Raw genomic sequence first — 20794 nt, forward strand, 5'->3', positions numbered from 1 at the left:
GCAGAAGAGAGCTAGGCGCCGCAGCTAGACAGAAAGAAAAGCGGAGGCCGCGCGCAAGCTCCCGACAAGGGAGCTTTTTTTGATGCCATTTTTTCAGTTGCTAAGCGGCAAAGGGAAAAAATCGCCAAAACCCTTGAGAAATCAGGATTGGCACTTGATTATAGGCATGGCGTTATGGTAATCTTTTATCTGAAATCGTTGTTTTGGTGAAATATGCCTAAAATTGGCCGTTTTTGCGAAAAAAGATGTTGAATTTCCGCGGTCAATTGGTTAAGATTAGGCATGTCACCGCCTGTTGGCGGGAAGAAGGCGGCTTTCCTCGCCCTTGGCTTCGTTTGCGCCCGGCGAAAACAGGAGGAGCCCAAACTGTTGGGAAGGGGCTTCAGCCGGCGGCATAGGCGCATCTCCTGCGGACTGTCGCGAGGCAAACATAGAATGATTGGCTGCGCCGGCGCGGCGCGCGGGCCTTCTTGCCGCTGGAATTGGATGTCTATGTATAGAAAAGCAGAAAAGTGTGCACAAATGGTAGTAAACAAGACCAGCCCCTTGGGAGGAGGTGAATGGCATGAACAAAACGGAATTGATCAACGCGGTCGCTGAAACAAGCGGTCTTTCCAAAAAAGATGCGACAAAAGCCGTTGATGCGGTGTTTGATTCGATTACAGAAGCGCTGCGAAAAGGCGATAAAGTGCAATTAATCGGTTTTGGAAACTTTGAAGTGCGCGAGCGCGCCGCCCGGAAAGGACGCAACCCGCAAACGGGCGAAGAAATGGAAATTCCGGCAAGCAAAGTTCCTGCATTCAAACCGGGCAAAGCATTGAAAGATGCCGTCAAGTAAGCCTACATAGCAGGAGCGCAGGAGGGAAGGGCAGGTGATCCACCGGCCCTTCTTTTTTGTTTTTTTTGGCTCCCTATGCTAGAATCGGATTACATGCAGCTTTTATGATGCAGGAGGATGTTGTTTGTATGCCAGAGATCAATTTTGCGCAAATTGAATATGCGGTCCGCCTCATTCTTGAGGCGATCGGGGAAGATCCAAACCGCGAAGGGCTCGTCGATACGCCGAAGAGGGTGGCGAAAATGTACGCCGAGGTGTTCGCTGGGCTGCAGGAAGACCCAAAGCAGCACTTTCAAACCGTATTCAGCGAGGAACATGAGGAGCTTGTGCTCGTCAAAGATATTCCGTTTTATTCGATGTGCGAACACCACTTAGTGCCGTTTTTTGGCGCTGCCCACGTCGCCTATATTCCGCGGGAAGGGAAAGTGACCGGGCTGAGCAAGCTCGCTCGAGCCGTTGAGGCGGTGGCGCGCCGCCCGCAGCTGCAAGAGCGCATCACGGCAACGATCGCTGATTCGATCGTCGAGGCGCTTGAGCCGCATGGGGTGATGGTCGTTGTTGAGGCGGAGCATATGTGCATGACGATGCGCGGGGTGAAAAAACCGGGGTCCAAAACAGTGACGACAGCGGTGCGCGGCGTGTTTGAAACAGATGCCAACGCCCGCGCTGAAGTGCTTTCGTTAATCAAAGCGTAAGGAGGGAAGAGGATGTACACAAACAGCGATTTTGTCGTCATTAAAGCGCTCGAAGACGGGGTGAACGTCATCGGGCTGACGCGCGGCGCGGACACAAGATTTCACCATTCGGAAAAGCTTGACAAAGGCGAAGTGTTGATTGCTCAGTTCACGGAACATACGTCGGCGATCAAAGTGAGAGGAAAAGCGTATATTCAAACGCGCCACGGTGTGGTTGAATCGGAAGGGAAAAAGTAAACCAGCAAATTTCTAGCAAACTAGAGCGTTTTCGACAAAATTATGTTATAATGGAGTCCGTCATGGCGGTGCGGATATTTTTTGGGGGACAAGGGTGAGAAGAGTGAATGACATCATGGTGAAATTGGCGTCATTGAAGGAACAAATCGAACGGCTGCTTGACCATTCGTATTTGCGCGCGCATGTGCCGGCGCCGGCTGTTGATGAAGACCGGCTGCTGCTTTCGCTGTCGATGATGATGGATGCTCCGGCGGCGCCAAATGAGCCGGACCGGTGCATCATCGCCATGATGCTCATGCAAATCGCCCTTGACACCCATGATCAGGTGACAGACCGCGGCGGCGATTTGCGGACGCGGCAGCTTGTCGTTTTGGCCGGCGACTTGTACAGCGGGCTTTATTACGACTTGCTGGCGCGCTCGGGCGATGTTGCGCTCATCCGTTTGTTCGCCGAAGCGGTCCGCGAGATGAATGAGCAAAAAGTGCGGCTGTATGAAAAAAAGGTGGAGCGGATCGAGACGCTGTTCGCCGCGGTCGGCACGATCGAGTCGGCGTTGCTTGCGAAGCTTGCCGAGCGCATCGGGGCGCCGCAATGGGGGCGATTTTCCGGCCATTACTTGCTGTTGCGGCGCTTGCTGCTCGAGCAGGAAGCGTTCGTCCGCACGGGGTCATCCATGCTGTTTGAGCAAATGGCGCATATCGCCTTTCCATGGGCCAAAAGGCTGACGAAAGAACAAAGGCGGCATTTGCTTCGCCTTTGCGAGCGTTATATTGACCATTGCAAGGAAGCGCTGCTGGCGGCGAATTTGCCGATGAACGACCTGCTGCGGTTTCGCATGGCGGAACTTGCCGGCGGATTTCAAGCCATCGTCAAAAAGTCGGTGGAAGAAGGGTAGAACGATGCATCAATCGAAAGAAGAGCGAGTCCATCGCGTATTTGAAAAAATTTCTGCACATTATGACCGGATGAATTCTGTCATCAGCTTCCGCCGCCATTTGAAATGGCGCGAAGACGTCATGCGGAGGATGAATGTGCAAAAAGGGAAAAGGGCGCTCGACGTTTGCTGCGGAACGGCCGACTGGGCGATCGCGCTGGCTGAGGCGGTCGGGCCGGAGGGGGAAGTGTACGGCCTTGACTTCAGCGAAAACATGCTGAAAGTCGGCGAACAAAAGGTGAAGGCGCGCGGCCTCGGCAATGTCAAGCTCATTCACGGCAACGCCATGCAGCTGCCGTTTCCCGACAATTCGTTCGATTATGTGACGATCGGCTTTGGCTTGCGCAACGTTCCTGATTATATGACAGTGCTTAAGGAAATGCACCGCGTCACCAAGCCGGGCGGCATGACCGTCTGTCTGGAAACGTCGCAGCCGACGTTGTTTGGTTTCCGCCAGCTTTACTATTTTTATTTTCGGTTTATTATGCCGCTGTTTGGCAAGCTGTTGGCGAAAAGCTATGAGGAATACTCGTGGCTGCAGGAATCGGCGCGCGAATTTCCAGGGCGGGACGAGCTGGCCGAGATGTTCCGCGAAGCCGGTTTCGTCGATGTCGAGGTCAAACCGTACACGTTCGGCGTAGCGGCCATGCATTTAGGCTATAAACGATGAGTCAAGGTGAACACCATGAAGTTAAAGGCGATGTATTCGTTTTTAAGCGATGATTTGGCGGCGGTCGAAGAGGAGCTGGAGCGGACGGTCCGATCCGAATACGGGCCGCTCGGGGAAGCGGCGCTCCATTTATTGCAAGCGGGCGGAAAGCGGATCCGTCCCGTTTTTGTCTTGCTGTCCGCCCGCTTTGGCCATTATGATTTCGAACGGATTAAACATGTAGCCGTAGCGCTCGAACTCATCCATATGGCATCGCTCGTTCACGACGATGTCATCGATGACGCCGACGTGCGGCGCGGCCGGCCGACGATCAAGGCGAGATGGAGCAACCGCTTTGCCATGTATACAGGCGATTACCTCTTCGCCCGTTCGCTTGAGCGGATGGCGGAGCTTGACAGCCCCCGCGCTCATCAAGTGCTGGCGAAAACGATCGTTGAAGTGTGCCACGGGGAAATCGAGCAAATCAAGGATAAATACCGATTTGATCAGCCGCTTCGCACGTACTTGCGGCGCATCCGCCGAAAAACGGCGCTATTGATCGCCGCCAGCTGCCAGCTCGGCGCCCTGGCCGCCGGCGCGCCCGAGACGGTGGCCAATCGGCTGTATTGGTTCGGCCATTACGTCGGCATGTCGTTTCAAATTACCGATGATATTCTCGACTTCACCGGCACGGAAGAGCAGCTCGGCAAGCCGGCTGGAAGCGACTTGCAGCAAGGAAACGTCACCCTCCCCGTGCTGTATGCCCTTTGTGATGAACAGGTGCGGGCAAAAATTACGGCCGTCAACGCGGACACGGATGCCGAGGAGATGGCGGCGGTGCTAGCGGCCATTAAACAGACGGACGCCATCGAACGATCGTATGCGCTAAGCGATCGCTATTTGGAAAAGGCGCTCCGCCTGCTTGGCGAGCTGCCGGCCAACGAAGCGCGCACGCTGCTTCATGATCTCGCCCTCTATATTGGGAAAAGGGATTATTAGCGCTTTCAAGGACGCTGTTGCCAACGGCGGAAAACAATGATACTATGATGGGTGGGAATCCGTTTCCCAGTACATACGACAGTAGAGGTGGAGAGCGAATGGCAGAACGGACATTCATCATGGTGAAACCGGACGGGGTTCAGCGCAATTTGATCGGCGAGATTGTCGCCCGTTTTGAAAAAAAAAGGCTTCCAGCTTGTCGGCGCGAAGCTGATGCAAGTGTCGCGCGAACTCGCCGAGCAACATTACGCTGAACATAAAGAGCGCCCGTTTTTCGGCGAGCTTGTCGACTTTATCACCTCGGGGCCAGTGTTTGCCATGGTGTGGGAGGGCGAGAACGTGATCGCGGCCGCCCGGCAAATGATGGGGAAAACGAATCCGCAGGAGGCTGCCCCTGGCACGATCCGCGGCGATTTCGGCTTGACGGTCGGCAAAAACGTTATCCACGGCTCCGACTCGCCGCAAAGCGCCAAACGCGAAATCAGCTTGTTCTTTAAAGAAGAAGAGCTCGTCAGCTATTCCAAACAGATCAATGCATGGCTGTACTGATGCGAAGACCGGCCGCCATTCGGCCGGTTTTTGCCGTTTTTGTACATTGACAGGGGAGAGGGACAGGCGACGATGGACGATTATGCGCAGTTCATTGCCAAAGTAAAGCGAAAAACAGGCATTGACTTATCGCTATATAAGGAAGCCCAGATGAGGCGGCGTTTGGCGTCGTTGTACATGAAAAAAGGGCTAAAGAGCTTTGCCGAGCTGTTTGCAGCGATGGAGAAAGAGCCGGCGCTATGGCATGAATGCTTGGATCGGATGACGATCAACGTCTCGGAGTTTTACCGGAACGCCAAGCGTTGGGAGGTGCTTGAGCACACCATTTTGCCGCGGCTATTGGCGGAAAACCCGCGCCCGAACGTGTGGAGCGCTGCCTGCTCAACGGGCGAGGAGCCGTATACGCTCGCGATGGTGCTCGCAAAACGATTGCCGCTTCACCGCGTGTCGGTGTTGGCGACCGACATTGACGATAATGCGCTCGCCCGCGCGCGCCTCGGTTTGTACAGCGAACGGTCGCTTGTAGAGCTGCCCGAGGAAATGAGAAAAAAGTTTTTTACGAAAGAAGGCGAATATTATAAAATAGACGAAAAGATTAAACAAACGGTCAAGTTTCAAAAGCACAACTTGCTCGCAGATCCGTTTCCGCGCAACATGGATTTGATCGTCTGCCGCAACGTGCTCATTTATTTTACGGAAGAGGCGAAGCGGATGCTGTATCGCAAATTTCACGACGCGCTCCGGACGGGAGGCGTGCTGTTTGTCGGCAGCACCGAGCAGATTTTCAATCCCGGCCTGTACGGTTTTGAAGTCGAAGAGACGTTTTTTTACCGAAAAAAATAGCTCCGCGCCGGCTTCTTTTTTTCCTGAAACTATTTTCATTTTTCGAATTTATGATATATTTTTACTTAAACGCGTTAAAGACCTGAAGGGAGAGACAAACATGCGGTATTTGACGGCAGGGGAATCGCATGGGCCGCAATTGACGGCCATTTTGGAAGGAGTGCCGGCCGGGCTTGAGCTGCGCGCCGAGCACATCAATAAAGAGCTGGCGCGCCGGCAAAAAGGATACGGACGCGGCCGCCGCATGCAGATTGAAAAAGATGAAGTGAAAATCACAGGCGGCGTTCGGCACGGGAAAACGCTCGGCTCGCCGATTGCGCTCGTTGTCGAGAATCGTGATTTTAAACATTGGCAAACGATTATGGCGGTTGAGCCGATTGATGACGAAGCGGAAGTGAAGCGGAAAGTGACGCGTCCGCGCCCAGGGCATGCCGATTTAAACGGCGCCCTGAAATACGGACATCGCGATATGCGCAACGTGCTGGAGCGCTCGTCGGCGCGTGAAACGACGGTGCGCGTGGCGGCTGGAGCGGTGGCAAAACGCATTTTGGAGGAGGTCGGCATCCGCGTCGCCGGTCATGTCATCGAAATCGGCGGCGTGCGCGCAAAGAAGCTCGATTATCGTTCGCTTGAAGAATTGCAGGCAGTGACGGAAGAATCACCGGTGCGCTGCTTTGACCCGGAGGCGGGGCAAAAAATGATGGAAGCGATCGATTGGGCGAAGAAAAACGGTGATTCGATCGGCGGCATCGTTGAAGTGATCGTTGAAGGTGTTCCGGCCGGAGTGGGCAGCTACGTCCATTACGACCGAAAGCTTGATGCGAAAATCGCGGCCGCGATCGTCAGCATCAACGCGTTTAAAGGCGTTGAATTCGGGATCGGCTTTGAGGCGGCGCGCCGCCCGGGAAGCGAAGTGCACGATGAAATCATTTGGAGCCCAGAACAAGGCTTTTCGCGCCGGACGAACCGGGCGGGCGGCTTTGAAGGCGGGGTGACGACCGGGATGCCGATCGTCGTGCGCGGAGTGATGAAGCCGATCCCGACGCTGTACAAGCCGCTTCAAAGCGTGGATATCGAGACGAAAGAGCCGTTTGCGGCAAGCATTGAGCGATCGGACAGCTGCGCCGTGCCGGCGGCGAGCGTTGTCGCTGAGGCCGTTGTCGCCTGGGAAGTGGCGGCGGCGATCGTTGAGCAGTTTGGGCAGGATCGGATGGACTTGATTAAGGAAAATGTGGAACGCGCCCGCCGCTATGCAAAGGAGTTTTGACGATGATCGAACGGACGATTGAAACGGCGACGAAGCGCTATCCGCTTCTTTTGGGCGATGGGGCGGCCCGCGTGTTGCCAAGCTTGCTTCGGTCGCTCTCCTGTCCGCCAGGGACAAAACTTTTCATCGTTACCGACGATACTGTGGCGCCTCTTTATTTGGATGAGGTGCGGGCGTTGCTTGCCGCCGCTGAGTATGACGTGTACGCCTACGTCATTCCAAGCGGGGAGGCGGCCAAGTCATTTGATCATTATTACGCTTGCCAGACAGCGGCATTGCAGTGCGGCCTCGACCGCCGCTCGGTTATCATTGCGCTTGGCGGCGGCGTTGTCGGCGATTTGGCTGGGTTTGTCGCCGCCACCTATATGCGCGGCATCCGTTACATTCAAATGCCGACGACACTCTTGGCCCATGACAGCGCCGTCGGCGGCAAAGTCGCCATCAACCATCCGCTCGGCAAAAATATGATCGGCGCCTTCCATCAGCCGGAAGCAGTTGTGTATGACACCTCCTTTTTGCGCACGCTGCCCGAGCGCGAGCTTCGGTCCGGGTTTGCCGAGGTGATCAAACATGCGCTGATCCGCGACCGCCGCTTTTACGACTGGCTGCGCGCGGAAATCAAGACGCTCGCCGACTTGCGCGGCGAGAAACTCGCCTATTGCATTGAAAAGGGCATTGACATTAAGGCGTCCGTCGTGCGTGAGGATGAAAAAGAAACCGGGGTGCGCGCCCATTTGAATTTCGGCCATACGCTCGGCCATGCGCTGGAAAGCGAGTTAGGCTACGGCGCGCTCACTCACGGGGAGGCGGTTGCGGTTGGCATGCTGTTTGCCGTCTTTGTCAGCGAACGGTTTTACGGCCGGTCGTTCGCTGAGCATCGATTGGCCGACTGGTTCGCCGGATACGGCTTCCCGGTGTCGCTGCCGACAACGGTTCAGACGCGCCGCCTGCTTGAGAAGATGAAAGGCGACAAAAAAGCGTACGCCGGAACAGTGCGGATGGTGCTTCTCTGTGAGATCGGCGACGTGGAAGTGGTGGAACTCGAAGACGACAACCTGCTCACGTGGCTGGACGAGTTTTCCAGACAGGGGGGGAAAGGATGATTCGCGGCATTCGCGGAGCGATTACAGTGGATCGAAATGACGCCGAGGAAATCGTGGCGGCAACGGAAACGTTGCTTCGTGAAATGATCCGCGCAAACGATGTCGCCGCTTCTGATGTGTCGTTTGTGCTCATTTCCGTCACCGACGACATCACCGCCGCGTTTCCGGCGCAGGCGCTGCGCCGTTTGGACGGCTGGACATATGTGCCGGTCATGTGCACGAGGGAAATTCCGGTGCCCGGTTCATTGCCGCGCTGCATTCGCGTCATGATGACGGTGGCGACTGAGAAACAGCAAGAAGAGATCTGCCACGTGTATTTAAAAGGGGCGGTCGTGTTGCGCCCGGATTTGTCGTTGACAAAAAAAACAGAAATGTAATATAGTGAAAATAACCTCTTTGCCCCCTGAGACATCGGGGGCGTTAGAAGTGGAGCGAGAGTGGAGAGCGAGCGTAGGGTAGATGAGAATGAGCGAGTTTAGCTGAGGTGAGCGTTTTTTCATTCGCCGACATCTGCCCAAAGACGGTCGTCTTTGGGCGTTTTCTTTTCCCTCTCTTTTTTCGCCTCATAAACCCTCATTCTCCGCCCGCTGATCATGAAGGGAGGAGAAGTGATGTCTGCTGATGGGCTGGCCGCTTTTTTGACGGAAGCGAACGAATTTCGAACCATCCCGATTGTGCGCAAATTTGTAGCCGATGTCATTGAGCCGCTCGGCGTGTTTGCCAATTTGCGCGAGGAAGCCGTGTTTTTGCTTGAAAGCAAGGATGACGAATCACCGTGGGCGCGCTATTCGTTCATCGGTGTGGCGCCGTTTTTGACGCTGGAGAGCGAAACCGGCGAAACGTTTTCGGTGAAGGACGAAAACGGGAACGAACAAATCACCGCACCGACGCTGAAAGAAGCGTTTCAATGGGTCGAGCGGACGCTTGCCGTCAAGCCGCTTGCCGAGACGGTGCCGTTTACAGGCGGTGCAGTTGGGTTTTTAGGCTACGATTTCATTTCCGCCATCGAAAAAGTGCCGCGCCACAAAAACCGCGATGTGCCGATGAAGACGGCCTATTTCGTGTTTTGTGAATCGCTGTTTGCGTTTGACCAAAAAAAGCGTGAGTTGCTCGTCATTCACTATATTCGGTTGAGCGGCAACGAAACGGAGGAAGAGAAAATCGAAGCGTACCGCGCGGCCGAACGGCGCATGGCCGATCTCGCGGCGAAAGCGGCCCGCCCTCAAGCCGAGCAGCCGCTCTTGCCGGCGGAAAGCGAATCGGGGCGGACCGCCTCGTTTGCCAAAGCGGTGTCCAACTATGACAAAAAACAGTTTTTGCGCGATGTGGAGGCCGTGAAACGGTACATCGCGGCCGGCGATGTGTTTCAAGCGGTTCTGTCGCAGCGCTTCTGCGTGCCGGTTCAAGCCGGAGGCTTTGCCATTTATCGTCTGCTCCGATACATCAACCCGTCGCCGTACATGTTTTATTTCCAGCTTGACGGTGTGGAAATTGTCGGCAGTTCGCCGGAAAAACTGATTCAAGTGCACCGTCGGCGCGTTGAAATCGATCCAATTGCCGGCACACGGCGGCGCGGCCGATCGCCGGAGGAAGACGAGAGGCTGGCTGATGAGCTGTACCACGACCCGAAAGAACGGGCTGAGCATTATATGCTTGTCGATTTGGCGCGCAACGACATCGGCCGGGTCGCCAAGTACGGAACGGTCGAGGTGCCGGTGTTGCTTCAGATCGGCAAATTTTCACACGTGATGCACTTAATTTCCAAAGTCGTCGGTGAACTGGACGACAACGTCCACCCGATCGATGCACTCCTTGCCGCCTTTCCGGCTGGAACGGTGAGCGGGGCGCCGAAAGTGCGGGCGATGCAAATTTTGCAGGAACTCGAGCCGACAGCAAGGGGGCTGTATGCCGGAGCGATTGCCTATATCGGGTTTGATGGCAACATCGATTCGTGCATCGCCATCCGGACAGCGGTCGTGAAAGACGGCTATGCCTATGTGCAAGCCGGCGCCGGCATTGTCGCCGACTCCGTTCCGGAACTGGAGTGGAAAGAGACGCGCAATAAGGCGAGCGCCTTGATGAATGCGATTGAACAAGCGGAACGACTATTTGCGAAAGGGGAGAGGGCCGTATGTTGAAGCAGCTGCTTGTAAAATGTGCGGAAGGGAAAGCGTTGACGGAAGACGAAGCGTATGCGGCGATGAATATCATCATGTCCGGCGAGGCGACGGACAGTCAAATCGCAAGTCTGTTGTCCATGCTCCGCCTGCGCGGAGAGACAGTCGATGAGCTCGTCGGATTTGTGCGGGCGATGCGCGACCGGATGACTGCCATTGAGGCTAGTGATGATGTTATCGATACGTGCGGCACGGGCGGCGATGGGGCGGCGACATTCAACGTTTCCACCGCCGCGGCGATCGTCATTTCATCGCTTGGCGTCAAAGTCGCCAAGCACGGCAACCGCGCTGTTTCGTCAAAAAGCGGCAGCGCTGATGTGCTCGAGCGGCTCGGCATCGACATTCAAACGTCGCCGTCGGCCGCCAAACAGGCGTTGGAAACGAAAGGGCTGGCGTTTTTGTTCGCCCCGCTCTATCACGCGGCGATGAAACACGCCGCCGGGCCGCGGAAGGAAATCGGTTTCCGCACCGTTTTCAACTTGATCGGCCCGCTCGCCAATCCGGCGCGCTGCAAGCGGCAAGTCGTCGGCGTCTATTCGACCTGCTACGCTGAGAAATTGGCGGAGGCGATGCGCCGCCTCGGCTCGGAACATGTGTTGTTTGTCACCGGGCGCGATGGGCTTGATGAATGCAGCATCGCTGCAGAAACGGATGTCGTGGAGTTGAAAGACGGTGCGATCCGCCGCTTTGTCATCGCACCAGAAGACGCCGGCTTGCCGCGCGGCGAGCTTGCCGATGTGCAAGTGCGCGATCCGGAAGAGAGCGCCGCGCTTCTTGAGGCGGTGATGGCGGGAATAGCGCCGGAGAGCGCCATCAATATCGTTGCGCTGAACGCCGGCGCCGCCCTGTATGCCGCCGGCAAAGCCGAAACGATTGCCGAAGGAGTGGCGATGGCGAAAGAGGCCATTTTGTCCAAAACCGCATACGAACAACTGCAACGCCTGCGGGCGAAGGAAGTGGTTCATGATGCTTGAGCAAATTTTAGCAGCCAAACGGGAAGAAGTGGAAACGTTGACGCTGCCGGCGCCATTGCCAGAGCGAAAGCGCCGGCCATTTGCGGCGGCGCTCCGTCGGCCGCGGCGGATGCTTGGCTTGATCGCTGAGGTGAAAAAAGCGTCGCCGTCAAAAGGCATCATTCGCCCGGATTTTGACCCGGTGGCCATCGCGAAAGCATATGAGCGCGCCGGTGCCGACGCGATCAGCGTGCTGACGGATGAACGGTATTTCCAAGGGCATCGCCGCTATTTGCGAGCGGTGAAAGAAGCGGTTAACGTTCCCGTGCTGCGCAAAGATTTCATCATCGATCGGCGGCAAGTCGAGGAAAGCGTCCGACTCGGGGCGGATGCGATTTTATTGATCGGCGAGGCGCTCCCGCCGGAAACGCTCGAGGAGCTCTATCATGAAGCGTACAGCTTGGGGCTCGAATGTTTGGTCGAGGTGCATGCGAAAGAGACGCTCGAGCGGATTTTCGATCGGTTTACGCCGGAGATCGTCGGCATCAACAACCGCGACTTGCATACCTTTGTGACAACACTTGAGGCGACCAAAACGCTCGCTCCGCTCATCCCGCCATCGTGCGTCATCGTCAGCGAAAGCGGGATCGGTTCCTTCAATGATGTGAAGACGGTCAAATCGTACGGAGCGCAGGCCATGCTCGTCGGCGAGTCGCTCATGCGCCAAGATGATGTGGAGCGAGCGGTCTACCGGCTGTTTGGGGAGGAAGATGGGGATGATTCGAATTAAATATTGCGGCAACCGTTCGGCTGAAGACGTGCAGGCCGCTATCGCGAGCGGGGCTGATTACCTCGGCTTTATTTTCGCCGAAAGCAGGCGGAACGTCTCTCCGAGTGAAGTGCAACAATGGCTTGAGCCCCATAAGCTTGGCGCAAAGCAACTTGTCGGCGTCTTTGTCAACGCCCCTGTTAGGCGGATCGCCGCTGTCGCCGCCGAGCTGCCGCTTCATGTCATCCAATGCCACGGCCGTGAAACGCCGGCGGAGCTGGCGGCGGTGAAAGAGGCGGTGCCGCTTTCCGTCTGGAAGGCGATCCACCATGGCGACGGTGCGCTTGCGGCGATGAGGCAGTACGCTGGCATTGCCGATGGCTACGTCGTTGACAGCCGCGCCGCCGGCGCCTGGGGGGGGACGGGCGTCGCTTTTGATTGGGAGGCGGTGCCGCACTATTTGGAAGAGGCGGCCCGCCAAGGCGTGCCGTGCTTCATCGCCGGCGGCATCACTCCGGACAATATCGAGCGGCTGCTTGTCTACCGCCCGGATGGCATCGATATCAGCAGCGGCATTGAAACGGACGGACGCAAAGATCCAACGAAGATGAAACAAATCGAAGAAAAAATAAAACATCACGGGTGTCGATGATCCGTTATGTACGAAAAAACACAGAATGATATGGCTGAACACAATTTTCTGCCTCTTCCCTCGAACAAGAACGCCGGCGGGCGAATGACATTTGCCCGCAAAGCGTTCATTGTTCGAGGAGGGCATGCGGCAGCATGAGCGAGCCGCTTGCCGACTACGGCAGAAAAGCTCGGACTAGAGCCTTCTCAACAGACTTTTTATTGGTTCATCAACACACCTGATAAAAAAAATAACAAAGCGAAGGGCCAAAAGACGGCGCTGACGCTCGGACGGTTAACAAACACAGGCACTTTGAAGAAATGCGGCTCTTCGTCTTTCAACTTTTATGAAGGAGAAGGTGGGGTTAGATGATGGAACGCGTTCCGAATGAATACGGCCGGTTTGGCGATTTCGGCGGCAAGTTTGTCCCTGAGACGCTCATGCTTCCGCTTGAGGAAATCGAAGCGGAGCTTGACAAAGCGCTTGCCGATGAATCGTTCAAACAAGAATACATCCGCATTTTGCAGCATTACTCCGGTCGCCCGACCCCGCTCACGTTCGCGCCAAATTTGACACGGCAAGTCGGCGGCGCGAAAATGTATTTAAAGCGCGAAGATTTAAACCATACGGGCGCCCATAAAATCAACAACGCGATCGGCCAGGCGCTTTTGGCAAAACGGATGGGCAAGAAAAAGCTGATCGCTGAAACCGGAGCCGGCCAGCACGGCGTCGCCGCGGCGACGGTGGCCGCCCATTTCGGCATGGATTGCATCGTTTTTATGGGCGAAGAAGACATCAAGCGGCAGGAGCTGAACGTGTTTCGCATGAAGCTGTTGGGCGCCGAAGTCGTGCCGGTGTCAAGCGGCAACCGAACGTTGAAAGATGCGACGAACGAAGCAATTCGCTATTGGGTCGCCCACTGCGACGACCATTTTTACATGATCGGCTCGGTCGTCGGTCCGCATCCGTACCCGAAAATGGTGCGCGAGTTTCAGCGCGTGATTGGCGATGAAGCGAAAGAACAGTTTCTCGCCCGTGAAGGGAAGCTGCCGGATGTCATCGTTGCCTGCGTCGGCGGCGGCAGCAACGCCATCGGCATGTTTTACCCGTTTTTGCAAGATGACGTCCGCCTCGTCGGCGTCGAGGCGGCCGGCAAAGGGATCGACACTCCGCACCATGCGGCGACCATCACAAAAGGGACGAAAGGGGTCATACACGGGGCGATGACCTACCTGTTGCAAGACGAGTACGGACAAATTCTCGAACCGTATTCGATCTCAGCCGGCCTTGATTACCCCGGCGTCGGCCCGGAACATGCGTATTTGGCGAGCATTGGCCGCGTCCGCTACGAAAGCGCGACCGATGCCGAGGCCGTCGCTGCGTTTCAATTGTTGGCGCAAACGGAAGGCATCATTCCGGCCATCGAGTCGGCCCATGCGGTGGCGAAAGCCGTCGAGCTCGCCCGCGAGATGCCGCCGGATGAAACGGTGCTCATTTGCCTGTCCGGCCGCGGAGATAAAGATGTGCAAACGATGATGCGCCATCTTGGTGCGAGGGAAGGTGAAGACATTGCCACTGTCCGTTAATCCGCCGCTATTTATCCCGTTTATCGTTGCCGGTGATCCGGCTCCCGATGTGACGATCGATCTCGCCTTGGCGCTTGAGGAGGCCGGCGCTGACATATTGGAGCTTGGCGTGCCGTACTCCGACCCGCTCGCTGACGGACCGACGATTCAACGCGCCGCCGCAAGGGCGCTTGACGGGGGCATGACGCTGCCGAAAGCCATTCAGCTTATTGGCGAGATGCGAAAAAAAGGGGTAAACATTCCGATTATTCTCTTTACGTATTACAATCCTGTGTTACAATTAGGAGAAGAATCCTTTTTTGCTTTAGCGCGGGAAAATGGCGCCGACGGCGTGCTCATTCCCGATTTGCCGTTTGAGGAAAGCGGTCCGCTCCGCGAACTTGGCGAACGGTTTGGTCTCCCGCTCATTTCGCTTGTTGCGCCGACGTCGAAGCAGCGGATCGAGCGGATCGCTTCGGCGGCGCAAGGGTTTTTGTATTGCGTCTCCTCGCTAGGCGTTACAGGCGTGCGTGAGACGCTGCCGGAGACGCTCGGCGATTTCCTCCGCGAAGTGAAGCGGCATAGCCGCGTCCCGGTCGCCGTCGGCTTTGGCATTTCGGCGCCGGAGCAAGTCGCGATGTTGAAAGAGGTGTGCGACGGCGTTGTCGTCGGCAGCGCGCTCGTGCAAAAAGTCGAGCAGCTGGCTCCGAGGTTGCAGGCGCCGGACGAAAGGGAAGCGGCCGTCGCCGAGTTTGCTGCCTACGCCCGTTCGCTTGCCGCGCCGCTTCGAGAAGCCTATTCTTCGCGCTAAAAGTTCCGAATTGAAGGAGTTGGCGACAATCATGCAAGTAAAGGAATCGCTCCGGGGTCTTTCTCCGTACCAGCCGGGAAAATCGATCGAAGAAGTCAAACGGCAATATGGCTTGCCTGAGATTATTAAACTTGCTTCTAACGAGAATCCGTACGGTTCGTCGCCATCGGCAAAAGCGGCCATCGCCGCTGAGCTTGACCGCCTCGCCGTCTATCCGGACGCTGCGCCCGCACGTTGCGCGAAAAGGTGGCGAAGCATCTTGGCGTCAAGGAAACACAGCTTCTGTTTGGCAACGGTTCGGATGAGGTGGTGCAAATTCTTTGCCGCGCCTTTTTAGAGCCGGGGGCGAATACAGTGATGGCGGCGCCGACATTCCCGCAATACCGGCACAATGCCATCATCGAGCGGGCCGAGGTGCGCGAAGTGCCGCTTGTTGATGGGCGTCATGATTTGGAGGCGATGCTTGCTGTGATCGATGAAAACACGCGCATCGTCTGGATTTGCAATCCGAACAACCCGACGGGCACGTATGTGAATGACACCGAGCTGCGCGCCTTTTTGGATCGCGTGCCGCGTCATGTGCTTGTCGTCGTGGACGAAGCGTACTACGAATATGCGACGGCGCCCGACTACCCGCAAACGGTGCCGCTTTTAAACGAGTACGAGCAGCTTGTCGTCATGCGCACGTTCTCGAAAGCATACGGGCTCGCTGCGCTCCGCGTCGGCTACGGCGTGGCGAGTGAGACGCTCATCCGCGCCGTCGAGCCGGCGCGCGAGCCGTTTAACACGTCGACCATCGCCCAAGCGGCCGCGGCGGCCGCACTTGACGATCAAGCGTTCATCCGCGCCTGCGTCGAACGAAATCGCGCCGAGCTTGAGCGGTATTATCGCTTTTGCGAGGAGAACGGCCTGAAGTATTACCCGTCGCAGACAAACTTTTTGTTCATTGATTTCGGGTTGGATGGCGACGAAGTGTTCCGCTATTTGCTGGAGCGCGGCGTCATTGTCCGCTCGGGCCAAGCGCTTGGGCTGCCGACCGGCGTGCGTGTGACGGTTGGCACGAAAGAGCAAAACGACCGGGTGTTGGAACTCGTTTCGCAACTGCTTCGGGAAAAACAGCTCGCCTGACCGTTCAGCGGCGGGATGGATAGAAAAGATCGGCCCGTTGCTTTTCAAAAGCAGCGGGCGCACGTTTACATAAAGTAGGTGGGACGATTGGAAGGAAAAGTGTTCATTGTCGGCCTCGGCTTGATCGGCGGATCGATTGCATTGGCGATTAAAAAAGCGCATCCGGAGGCGATGATCATCGGCTACGACGTCAATGAGCGGCAGCTCGGCTTGGCGCGTTCGCTCAAGGTGATCGACGAAGCCGCCCGTTCGCCCGAAGACGGATACGGACAGGCGGATTTGATCGTTCTGGCCGTTCCGGTCATGCAGACGGAGGCGCTGCTTTCATCGATGCCGCTCGAGCGGTTGAAGCGCGGCGTGATCGTGACCGATGTCGGCAGCACGAAGCAGCGCATCGTCCAAGGCGCCCGCCGCCTGTTGGATCATGGCGTAGCGTTCATCGGCGGCCATCCGATGGCCGGGTCGCATAAAAGCGGTGTGGCGGCGGCAAGGCTCATCTGTTTGAAAACGCCTTTTACATTTTGACGCCGACGGACGATGTGCCGCCGCAGCAAGTCGAGGCGTTGAAACAGTGGCTTGCGGGAACGAAAGCGCAGTTTGTCATCTTAACGCCCAAAGAGCATGACCGCATCACTGGCGTAATCAGCCATTTTCCGCATTTGATTGCGGCGAGCCTCGTTCATCAGGCGCGCGAATACGAGTGCGAAAACGCCCTCGTCAGCCGGCTGGCGGCCGGCGGCTTCCGCGACATCACCCGCATCGCGTCGAGCAATCCGGAAATGTGGCGCGATATTTTTATCCATAACAAGCATGAACTGCTTGCGCTCTTTGACCGCTGGATCGCCGAAATGGAGCGGCTGCGTTCGTTTGTCGAAGAAGAAAACAGCATCGCGATTTACCATTACTTTTTGGAGGCGAAACAGTTTCGCGACGGGCTGCCGTCGAGAACGAAAGGAGCGATTCCGTCGTTTTACGATTTGTATGTCGACGTGCCGGATTATCCGGGCGTCATCTCCGAAGTGACCGGCTATTTGGCCGAAGAAAACATCAGCATCACGAACATCCGCATCATTGAGACGCGCGAAGAAATTTACGGCGTGCTCCGCCTCAGCTTCCAAAGCGAAGACGATCGGGCGCGGGCGAAAGCGTGCCTCGCCAAACATACGAACTATGCCACCTATGAAGGGTAGCAAGGAAAAACAATGGAGGGATTTTGCATGCAGTTGCCAACCAACGTGTCGTCGCTCCGAGGAATGATCGAAGTCCCTGGCGACAAATCGATTTCCCATCGCGCCGTCATGCTCGGGGCGCTTGCTTCTGGACGGACGGTGATTGACCATTTTTTGCCTGGGGCGGACTGTTTAAGCACGATCGACTGTTTCCGGAAACTCGGCGTTGACATTCGCCAGGACGGGACGACAGTCGTTGTCGAAGGAGCCGGCCCCGGCGGGCTGCGCGAGCCGGCTGCGGTGCTTGATGTCGGCAACTCGGGAACGACGGCGCGCCTGCTTTTGGGCATTTTGGCCGGCCAGCCGTTTCACGCCTGCCTTGTCGGCGATGAATCGATCGCCAAGCGACCGATGGGGCGGGTGACGAAACCGCTTCGCGAAATGGGAGCGCGTATTGACGGGCGTGAGGGCGGCAATTATACGCCGCTTTCCATCCGCGGCGGCGCGCTTCGCCCGCTTTGCTACACTTCGCCGGTGGCGAGCGCGCAAGTAAAATCGGCCATTTTGCTCGCCGGCTTATTCGCTGACGGCGTGACGTCTGTTGCTGAGCCGCACCGCTCGCGCGACCATACCGAGCGGATGGTTCGGTTGTTTGGCGGTGAAGTGAATGTGGATGGCTTGACCGTCTCGGTGGCCGGTCCGCAACGCTTGCGCGGGACGCACATTTACGTTCCCGGCGATATTTCGTCAGCCGCCTTTTTCCTTGTCGCCGGCGCCATTGTGCCGAACAGCGAAATTACGCTGAAAAACGTCGGCTTAAATCCAACGCGGACCGGCATCATCGATGTGCTTACACAAATGGGGGCGGATATTGCGATTGACAACGTCCGCAACGAGGAAACCGAGCCGGTCGGTGATATTACGGTCCGCACGTCGACGCTTCGGGCGGTCGAAATCGGCGGGGATCTGATTCCAAGATTGATCGACGAAATTCCGATCATTGCCTTGCTCGCGACGCAGGCGGAAGGAACGACCGTCATCAAAGACGCGAGCGAACTGAAGGTGAAAGAGACGAATCGGATCCATACGGTCGTCACCGAGTTGAAAAAACTCGGCGCTGACATCGAAGCAACCGACGACGGCATGATGATCCGCGGCAAAACGCCGCTTTATGCCGACGGGATTGTTGTCGACAGCCATGGCGACCACCGCATCGGCATGATGCTCGCCGTTGCTGCCTGCATCGCCAAAGGGACGGTCCGCCTCGAGCGTTCGGAAGCGGTCGCCGTTTCCTATCCGGCGTTTTTTGCCGACCTCCGTTCGCTGCTGTAAAAGGCCTCCCGCCCCAAGCGGGCGGGCGGTCATATTTTGCGTTGTTCGTTCATATATTGTCAGTGAGAGGAAGGGCTCCGTATTTTTTGAAAGCGGATACATTTCCTGTTTCTGGATGAAAAAACGACGCACCTTCCAGACGGCGAGCGGTTTGGTTGCGGAAACGGCCATGATCGATTATCATCATTCATGTTCCCATTGTAACAGTACATAACGATTTGAATGGCAAAGGCGGATGGCCGCCTGCCGCAAGAGAGGGCTGACGAAACGATGACACGCGTCGAACAAATCATTCGCTTAGTGGAAAACGGAAACGTCGACCAAGCGTTGGCGCTCGTGCCGAAAGTGAAAAAATATGGAAGTGATGAAGAAAAATACGCGCTTGCCGACTGCTTGTACGGATGGGGAATGCCGGAAGAGGCGAAGGAGCTGCTTGAGGAGCTGGCTGCCCGCTATCCGGATGACGGCGACATTCGCCTGTTTTTGGCGGAAGTGTATACGGAGCTTGAAGCCGAAGAGGAAGCGCTCGCCATTTTGTCGGAGATCGACGAAGACGATCCGCAGTTTGTCCGCGCGTGCCTTCTTGCCGCCGATTTGTACGAAATGCAAGGGCTGGCGGAAGTGAGCGAGCGGAAGCTGCGTCAAGCGTACGAGAAAGCTCCAGATGAGCCGATCGTGCAGTTTGCGTTGGCTGAGTTGTATTTTTCGCACGGGGAATACTCAAAAAGCGTGCCGCTTTATGAACAGGTGCGGAAGACGAATAAGGAGATGGCCGGCGTCTTGATCACTGAGCGGATCGCTGAGGCGCTCAGCCGTTCCGGGGAATTCGAGGCGGCGCTTCCGTATTATGAGGAGGCGCTCAATGAAAAAATGGACAGCCGGACGCTGTTCGCCTACGGATTCACCGCGTTGCAGGCCGGCTATACACAAACGGCCATCGATAAGCTCAGCGCTTTAAAAGAGCTCGATCCGGACTACACTCCGCTTTACCTTTATTTGGCGAAAGCGTATGAACAAGAAGGACGGCTCGTGCAAAGCTATGAGACGGCGCTTGAGGGCATCGGCGTCGACGAATGGAACAAAGAGCTCCGCCTTTACGCAGGCAAGCTGGCGCTCAAGCTGAACAAGCCGGAGGAGGCAGAGGAACATTTGAAAAAAGCGCTTGAGATCGATGGCGGGTACATCGAGGCGCTCACGGTTTTATCGGCGCTTTGGCTAAATGAACAGCGCTATGAGGATGTCGTAGCGCTTCTTGAGCAGGCGATGGCCGATGGCGAGTACGATCCGCAGTTTGAATGGGACCTTGGGCGCGCCAAACATCGGCTTGAGATGTACGACGATGCATTAAATCATTACGGCGAGGCATATAATTTCTTTAAGCACAATGTCGAGTTCCTCGAAGAGTACGGATATTTTCTCATCGAGGAAGGAAATCGGGCGGCGGCGAAAGAAATATTTCAACAGATCGTCCGTCTCGACCCAACCCATACGGAGGCGGCGGAGATGCTGCTTGAGCTCGAAGAGTAGGGGAGAAGCGGTGGCCCAACCTCTTTCTTGGAAACCGATCGAGGGGGAAGCGCACAATGACGCACGTATCCGTCAATGAGAAAAAAGAGTTTATCCGTTGGTTTTTAAGCCACTATCAGTTGAAGCGGCGCGAGTGTGTCTGGATTTTAAACTATTTGATGAGCCATGACCAGCTCATGCAAAAGGTGCATTTTGTCGAGAATGCCCAATATTGCCCGCGCGGCATCATTATGTCGACTCACTGCGTCGACGATGTGCCGTTCCGTTTTTACAAAGGCAATGTGATGACAACCGATGCAGAGAAATCGTTCCATGACATCCGTTTAAACCGCGACGAAGATATTTACATTCAACTGAATTTCCGCGCTTCTTTTCACTCGCCGCAATATGTCGCTGTGCTTGAGGAAAACCCGTATGCGCCGAAGCAGGCGCAAGTGAGCGAAAACGACCAGCGCCTCGCCGAGCAGTTTTTGGAACGCTCCATTTACGAATTCCGGCGCGGGCGGCTCATGAAGCTGATCGATGAGGCGCTTGACCGCCATGATGAAGAGGCGTTCCGCCGCCTGACCGATGAATTAAACAAATTGTAAAAACCTTGCCGCCGGCAAGGTTTTTCTT

19 protein-coding genes and 3 pseudogenes are annotated in these 20794 nt (G+C 56.2%); all 22 read left to right on the top strand.

All coding sequences use genetic code 11. The features are described from left to right. Nucleotides 1-565 precede the first annotated feature (565 nt). Nucleotides 566-838 (top strand): HU family DNA-binding protein, encoded by a 273-nt coding sequence (locus I656_RS06955; RefSeq protein WP_008879623.1) that lies wholly within the window; start codon nt 566-568, stop codon nt 836-838. Between the two features lie 128 nt (nt 839-966). Then, nucleotides 967-1533: a GTP cyclohydrolase I FolE gene (folE, locus tag I656_RS06950; RefSeq protein WP_011231699.1), complete on the top strand. Its 567-nt coding sequence runs from the start codon at nt 967-969 to the stop codon at nt 1531-1533. Between the two features lie 12 nt (nt 1534-1545). Then, the gene (gene mtrB, locus I656_RS06945) at nt 1546-1770 is read left to right on the top strand and encodes a trp RNA-binding attenuation protein MtrB (protein ID WP_011231698.1); all 225 of its coding nucleotides are present in this window, start codon (nt 1546-1548) and stop codon (nt 1768-1770) included. A gap of 115 nt (nt 1771-1885) precedes the next feature. Further along, nucleotides 1886-2665 (top strand): heptaprenyl diphosphate synthase component 1, encoded by a 780-nt coding sequence (locus tag I656_RS06940; protein ID WP_033005812.1) that lies wholly within the window; start codon nt 1886-1888, stop codon nt 2663-2665. A gap of 4 nt (nt 2666-2669) precedes the next feature. Next, on the top strand, nt 2670-3374 hold the full coding sequence (gene menG / locus I656_RS06935) for a demethylmenaquinone methyltransferase (protein ID WP_011231696.1): 705 nt from the start codon (nt 2670-2672) through the stop codon (nt 3372-3374). Between the two features lie 15 nt (nt 3375-3389). Beyond that, nucleotides 3390-4352, top strand: a complete 963-nt coding sequence (gene hepT / locus I656_RS06930) for a heptaprenyl diphosphate synthase component II (RefSeq protein ID WP_033005814.1) — start codon at nt 3390-3392, stop codon at nt 4350-4352. 98 nt (nt 4353-4450) lie between these two features. Beyond that, nucleotides 4451-4901 (top strand): annotated as a pseudogene (gene ndk / locus I656_RS06925) (nucleoside-diphosphate kinase). 72 nt (nt 4902-4973) lie between these two features. Continuing rightward, nucleotides 4974-5744, top strand: coding sequence for a protein-glutamate O-methyltransferase CheR (locus tag I656_RS06920; RefSeq protein ID WP_011231693.1), 771 nt, complete (start codon nt 4974-4976; stop codon nt 5742-5744). A 100-nt stretch (nt 5745-5844) separates the two neighbouring features. After that, entirely contained in the window at nt 5845-7011 is a 1167-nt protein-coding gene (aroC, locus tag I656_RS06915; RefSeq protein ID WP_011231692.1) for a chorismate synthase, read from the top strand. 2 nt (nt 7012-7013) lie between these two features. Beyond that, a complete protein-coding gene (gene aroB, locus I656_RS06910; protein ID WP_013144895.1) occupies nt 7014-8114 on the top strand; it encodes a 3-dehydroquinate synthase in 1101 nt (366 codons plus the stop codon). Further along, nucleotides 8111-8491, top strand: a complete 381-nt coding sequence (gene aroH / locus I656_RS06905) for a chorismate mutase (protein ID WP_013144896.1) — start codon at nt 8111-8113, stop codon at nt 8489-8491. Before aroB ends, aroH begins: the two co-directional genes overlap by 4 nt. A gap of 234 nt (nt 8492-8725) precedes the next feature. Then, nucleotides 8726-10252: an anthranilate synthase component I gene (trpE, locus tag I656_RS06900; RefSeq protein WP_011231689.1), complete on the top strand. Its 1527-nt coding sequence runs from the start codon at nt 8726-8728 to the stop codon at nt 10250-10252. Then, nucleotides 10246-11265 carry an anthranilate phosphoribosyltransferase gene (gene trpD, locus I656_RS06895; RefSeq protein WP_020755331.1) on the top strand — a complete coding sequence of 340 codons (1020 nt, stop codon included), beginning with the start codon at nt 10246-10248 and terminating at the stop codon, nt 11263-11265. The genes trpE and trpD overlap by 7 nt, the downstream gene beginning before the upstream one ends. Continuing rightward, nucleotides 11258-12034 (top strand): indole-3-glycerol phosphate synthase TrpC, encoded by a 777-nt coding sequence (gene trpC, locus I656_RS06890; RefSeq protein ID WP_033005824.1) that lies wholly within the window; start codon nt 11258-11260, stop codon nt 12032-12034. The genes trpD and trpC overlap by 8 nt, the downstream gene beginning before the upstream one ends. Continuing rightward, on the top strand, nt 12021-12665 hold the full coding sequence (locus I656_RS06885; protein WP_011231686.1) for a phosphoribosylanthranilate isomerase: 645 nt from the start codon (nt 12021-12023) through the stop codon (nt 12663-12665). Before trpC ends, I656_RS06885 begins: the two co-directional genes overlap by 14 nt. Before the next feature lie 350 nt (nt 12666-13015). Then, nucleotides 13016-14230 (top strand): tryptophan synthase subunit beta, encoded by a 1215-nt coding sequence (trpB, locus tag I656_RS06880; RefSeq protein ID WP_015375266.1) that lies wholly within the window; start codon nt 13016-13018, stop codon nt 14228-14230. After that, nucleotides 14214-15020, top strand: a complete 807-nt coding sequence (gene trpA / locus I656_RS06875; RefSeq protein WP_015375265.1) for a tryptophan synthase subunit alpha — start codon at nt 14214-14216, stop codon at nt 15018-15020. The genes trpB and trpA overlap by 17 nt, the downstream gene beginning before the upstream one ends. A 31-nt stretch (nt 15021-15051) precedes the next feature. Next, a pseudogene (gene hisC, locus I656_RS06870) lies at nt 15052-16148 on the top strand (histidinol-phosphate transaminase). Nucleotides 16149-16235: 87 nt separating this feature from the next. Then, nucleotides 16236-17338: pseudogene (locus I656_RS0115750) on the top strand (prephenate dehydrogenase). A 27-nt stretch (nt 17339-17365) separates the two neighbouring features. Continuing rightward, nucleotides 17366-18649, top strand: coding sequence for a 3-phosphoshikimate 1-carboxyvinyltransferase (gene aroA / locus I656_RS06865; protein ID WP_015375263.1), 1284 nt, complete (start codon nt 17366-17368; stop codon nt 18647-18649). 270 nt (nt 18650-18919) lie between these two features. Continuing rightward, nucleotides 18920-20176 (top strand): tetratricopeptide repeat protein, encoded by a 1257-nt coding sequence (locus tag I656_RS06860; protein ID WP_011231680.1) that lies wholly within the window; start codon nt 18920-18922, stop codon nt 20174-20176. Between the two features lie 56 nt (nt 20177-20232). Continuing rightward, entirely contained in the window at nt 20233-20766 is a 534-nt protein-coding gene (locus tag I656_RS06855; protein ID WP_013144907.1) for a ReoY family proteolytic degradation factor, read from the top strand. Nucleotides 20767-20794 lie beyond the last annotated feature (28 nt).

Origin of the sequence: Geobacillus sp. WSUCF1 (genome assembly GCF_000422025.1) — a bacterium.
Classification (GTDB): domain Bacteria; phylum Bacillota; class Bacilli; order Bacillales; family Anoxybacillaceae; genus Geobacillus; species Geobacillus zalihae.

What these genes read in the sequence shown, in the direction of transcription:
- aroB (WP_013144895.1), top strand. Translation starts at nt 7,014, where the DNA reads ATGATCGAACGGACGATTGAAACGGCGACGAAGCGCTATCCGCTTCTT.
- trpD (WP_020755331.1), top strand. Translation starts at nt 10,246, where the DNA reads ATGTTGAAGCAGCTGCTTGTAAAATGTGCGGAAGGGAAAGCGTTGACG.
- I656_RS06855 (WP_013144907.1), top strand. Translation starts at nt 20,233, where the DNA reads ATGACGCACGTATCCGTCAATGAGAAAAAAGAGTTTATCCGTTGGTTT.
- menG (WP_011231696.1), top strand. Translation starts at nt 2,670, where the DNA reads ATGCATCAATCGAAAGAAGAGCGAGTCCATCGCGTATTTGAAAAAATT.
- I656_RS06860 (WP_011231680.1), top strand. Translation starts at nt 18,920, where the DNA reads ATGACACGCGTCGAACAAATCATTCGCTTAGTGGAAAACGGAAACGTC.
- trpC (WP_033005824.1), top strand. Translation starts at nt 11,258, where the DNA reads ATGCTTGAGCAAATTTTAGCAGCCAAACGGGAAGAAGTGGAAACGTTG.
- aroA (WP_015375263.1), top strand. Translation starts at nt 17,366, where the DNA reads ATGCAGTTGCCAACCAACGTGTCGTCGCTCCGAGGAATGATCGAAGTC.
- mtrB (WP_011231698.1), top strand. Translation starts at nt 1,546, where the DNA reads ATGTACACAAACAGCGATTTTGTCGTCATTAAAGCGCTCGAAGACGGG.
- I656_RS06885 (WP_011231686.1), top strand. Translation starts at nt 12,021, where the DNA reads ATGATTCGAATTAAATATTGCGGCAACCGTTCGGCTGAAGACGTGCAG.
- I656_RS06955 (WP_008879623.1), top strand. Translation starts at nt 566, where the DNA reads ATGAACAAAACGGAATTGATCAACGCGGTCGCTGAAACAAGCGGTCTT.
- trpB (WP_015375266.1), top strand. Translation starts at nt 13,016, where the DNA reads ATGGAACGCGTTCCGAATGAATACGGCCGGTTTGGCGATTTCGGCGGC.
- aroC (WP_011231692.1), top strand. Translation starts at nt 5,845, where the DNA reads ATGCGGTATTTGACGGCAGGGGAATCGCATGGGCCGCAATTGACGGCC.
- aroH (WP_013144896.1), top strand. Translation starts at nt 8,111, where the DNA reads ATGATTCGCGGCATTCGCGGAGCGATTACAGTGGATCGAAATGACGCC.
- hepT (WP_033005814.1), top strand. Translation starts at nt 3,390, where the DNA reads ATGAAGTTAAAGGCGATGTATTCGTTTTTAAGCGATGATTTGGCGGCG.
- trpE (WP_011231689.1), top strand. Translation starts at nt 8,726, where the DNA reads ATGTCTGCTGATGGGCTGGCCGCTTTTTTGACGGAAGCGAACGAATTT.
- folE (WP_011231699.1), top strand. Translation starts at nt 967, where the DNA reads ATGCCAGAGATCAATTTTGCGCAAATTGAATATGCGGTCCGCCTCATT.
- I656_RS06920 (WP_011231693.1), top strand. Translation starts at nt 4,974, where the DNA reads ATGGACGATTATGCGCAGTTCATTGCCAAAGTAAAGCGAAAAACAGGC.
- I656_RS06940 (WP_033005812.1), top strand. Translation starts at nt 1,886, where the DNA reads ATGGTGAAATTGGCGTCATTGAAGGAACAAATCGAACGGCTGCTTGAC.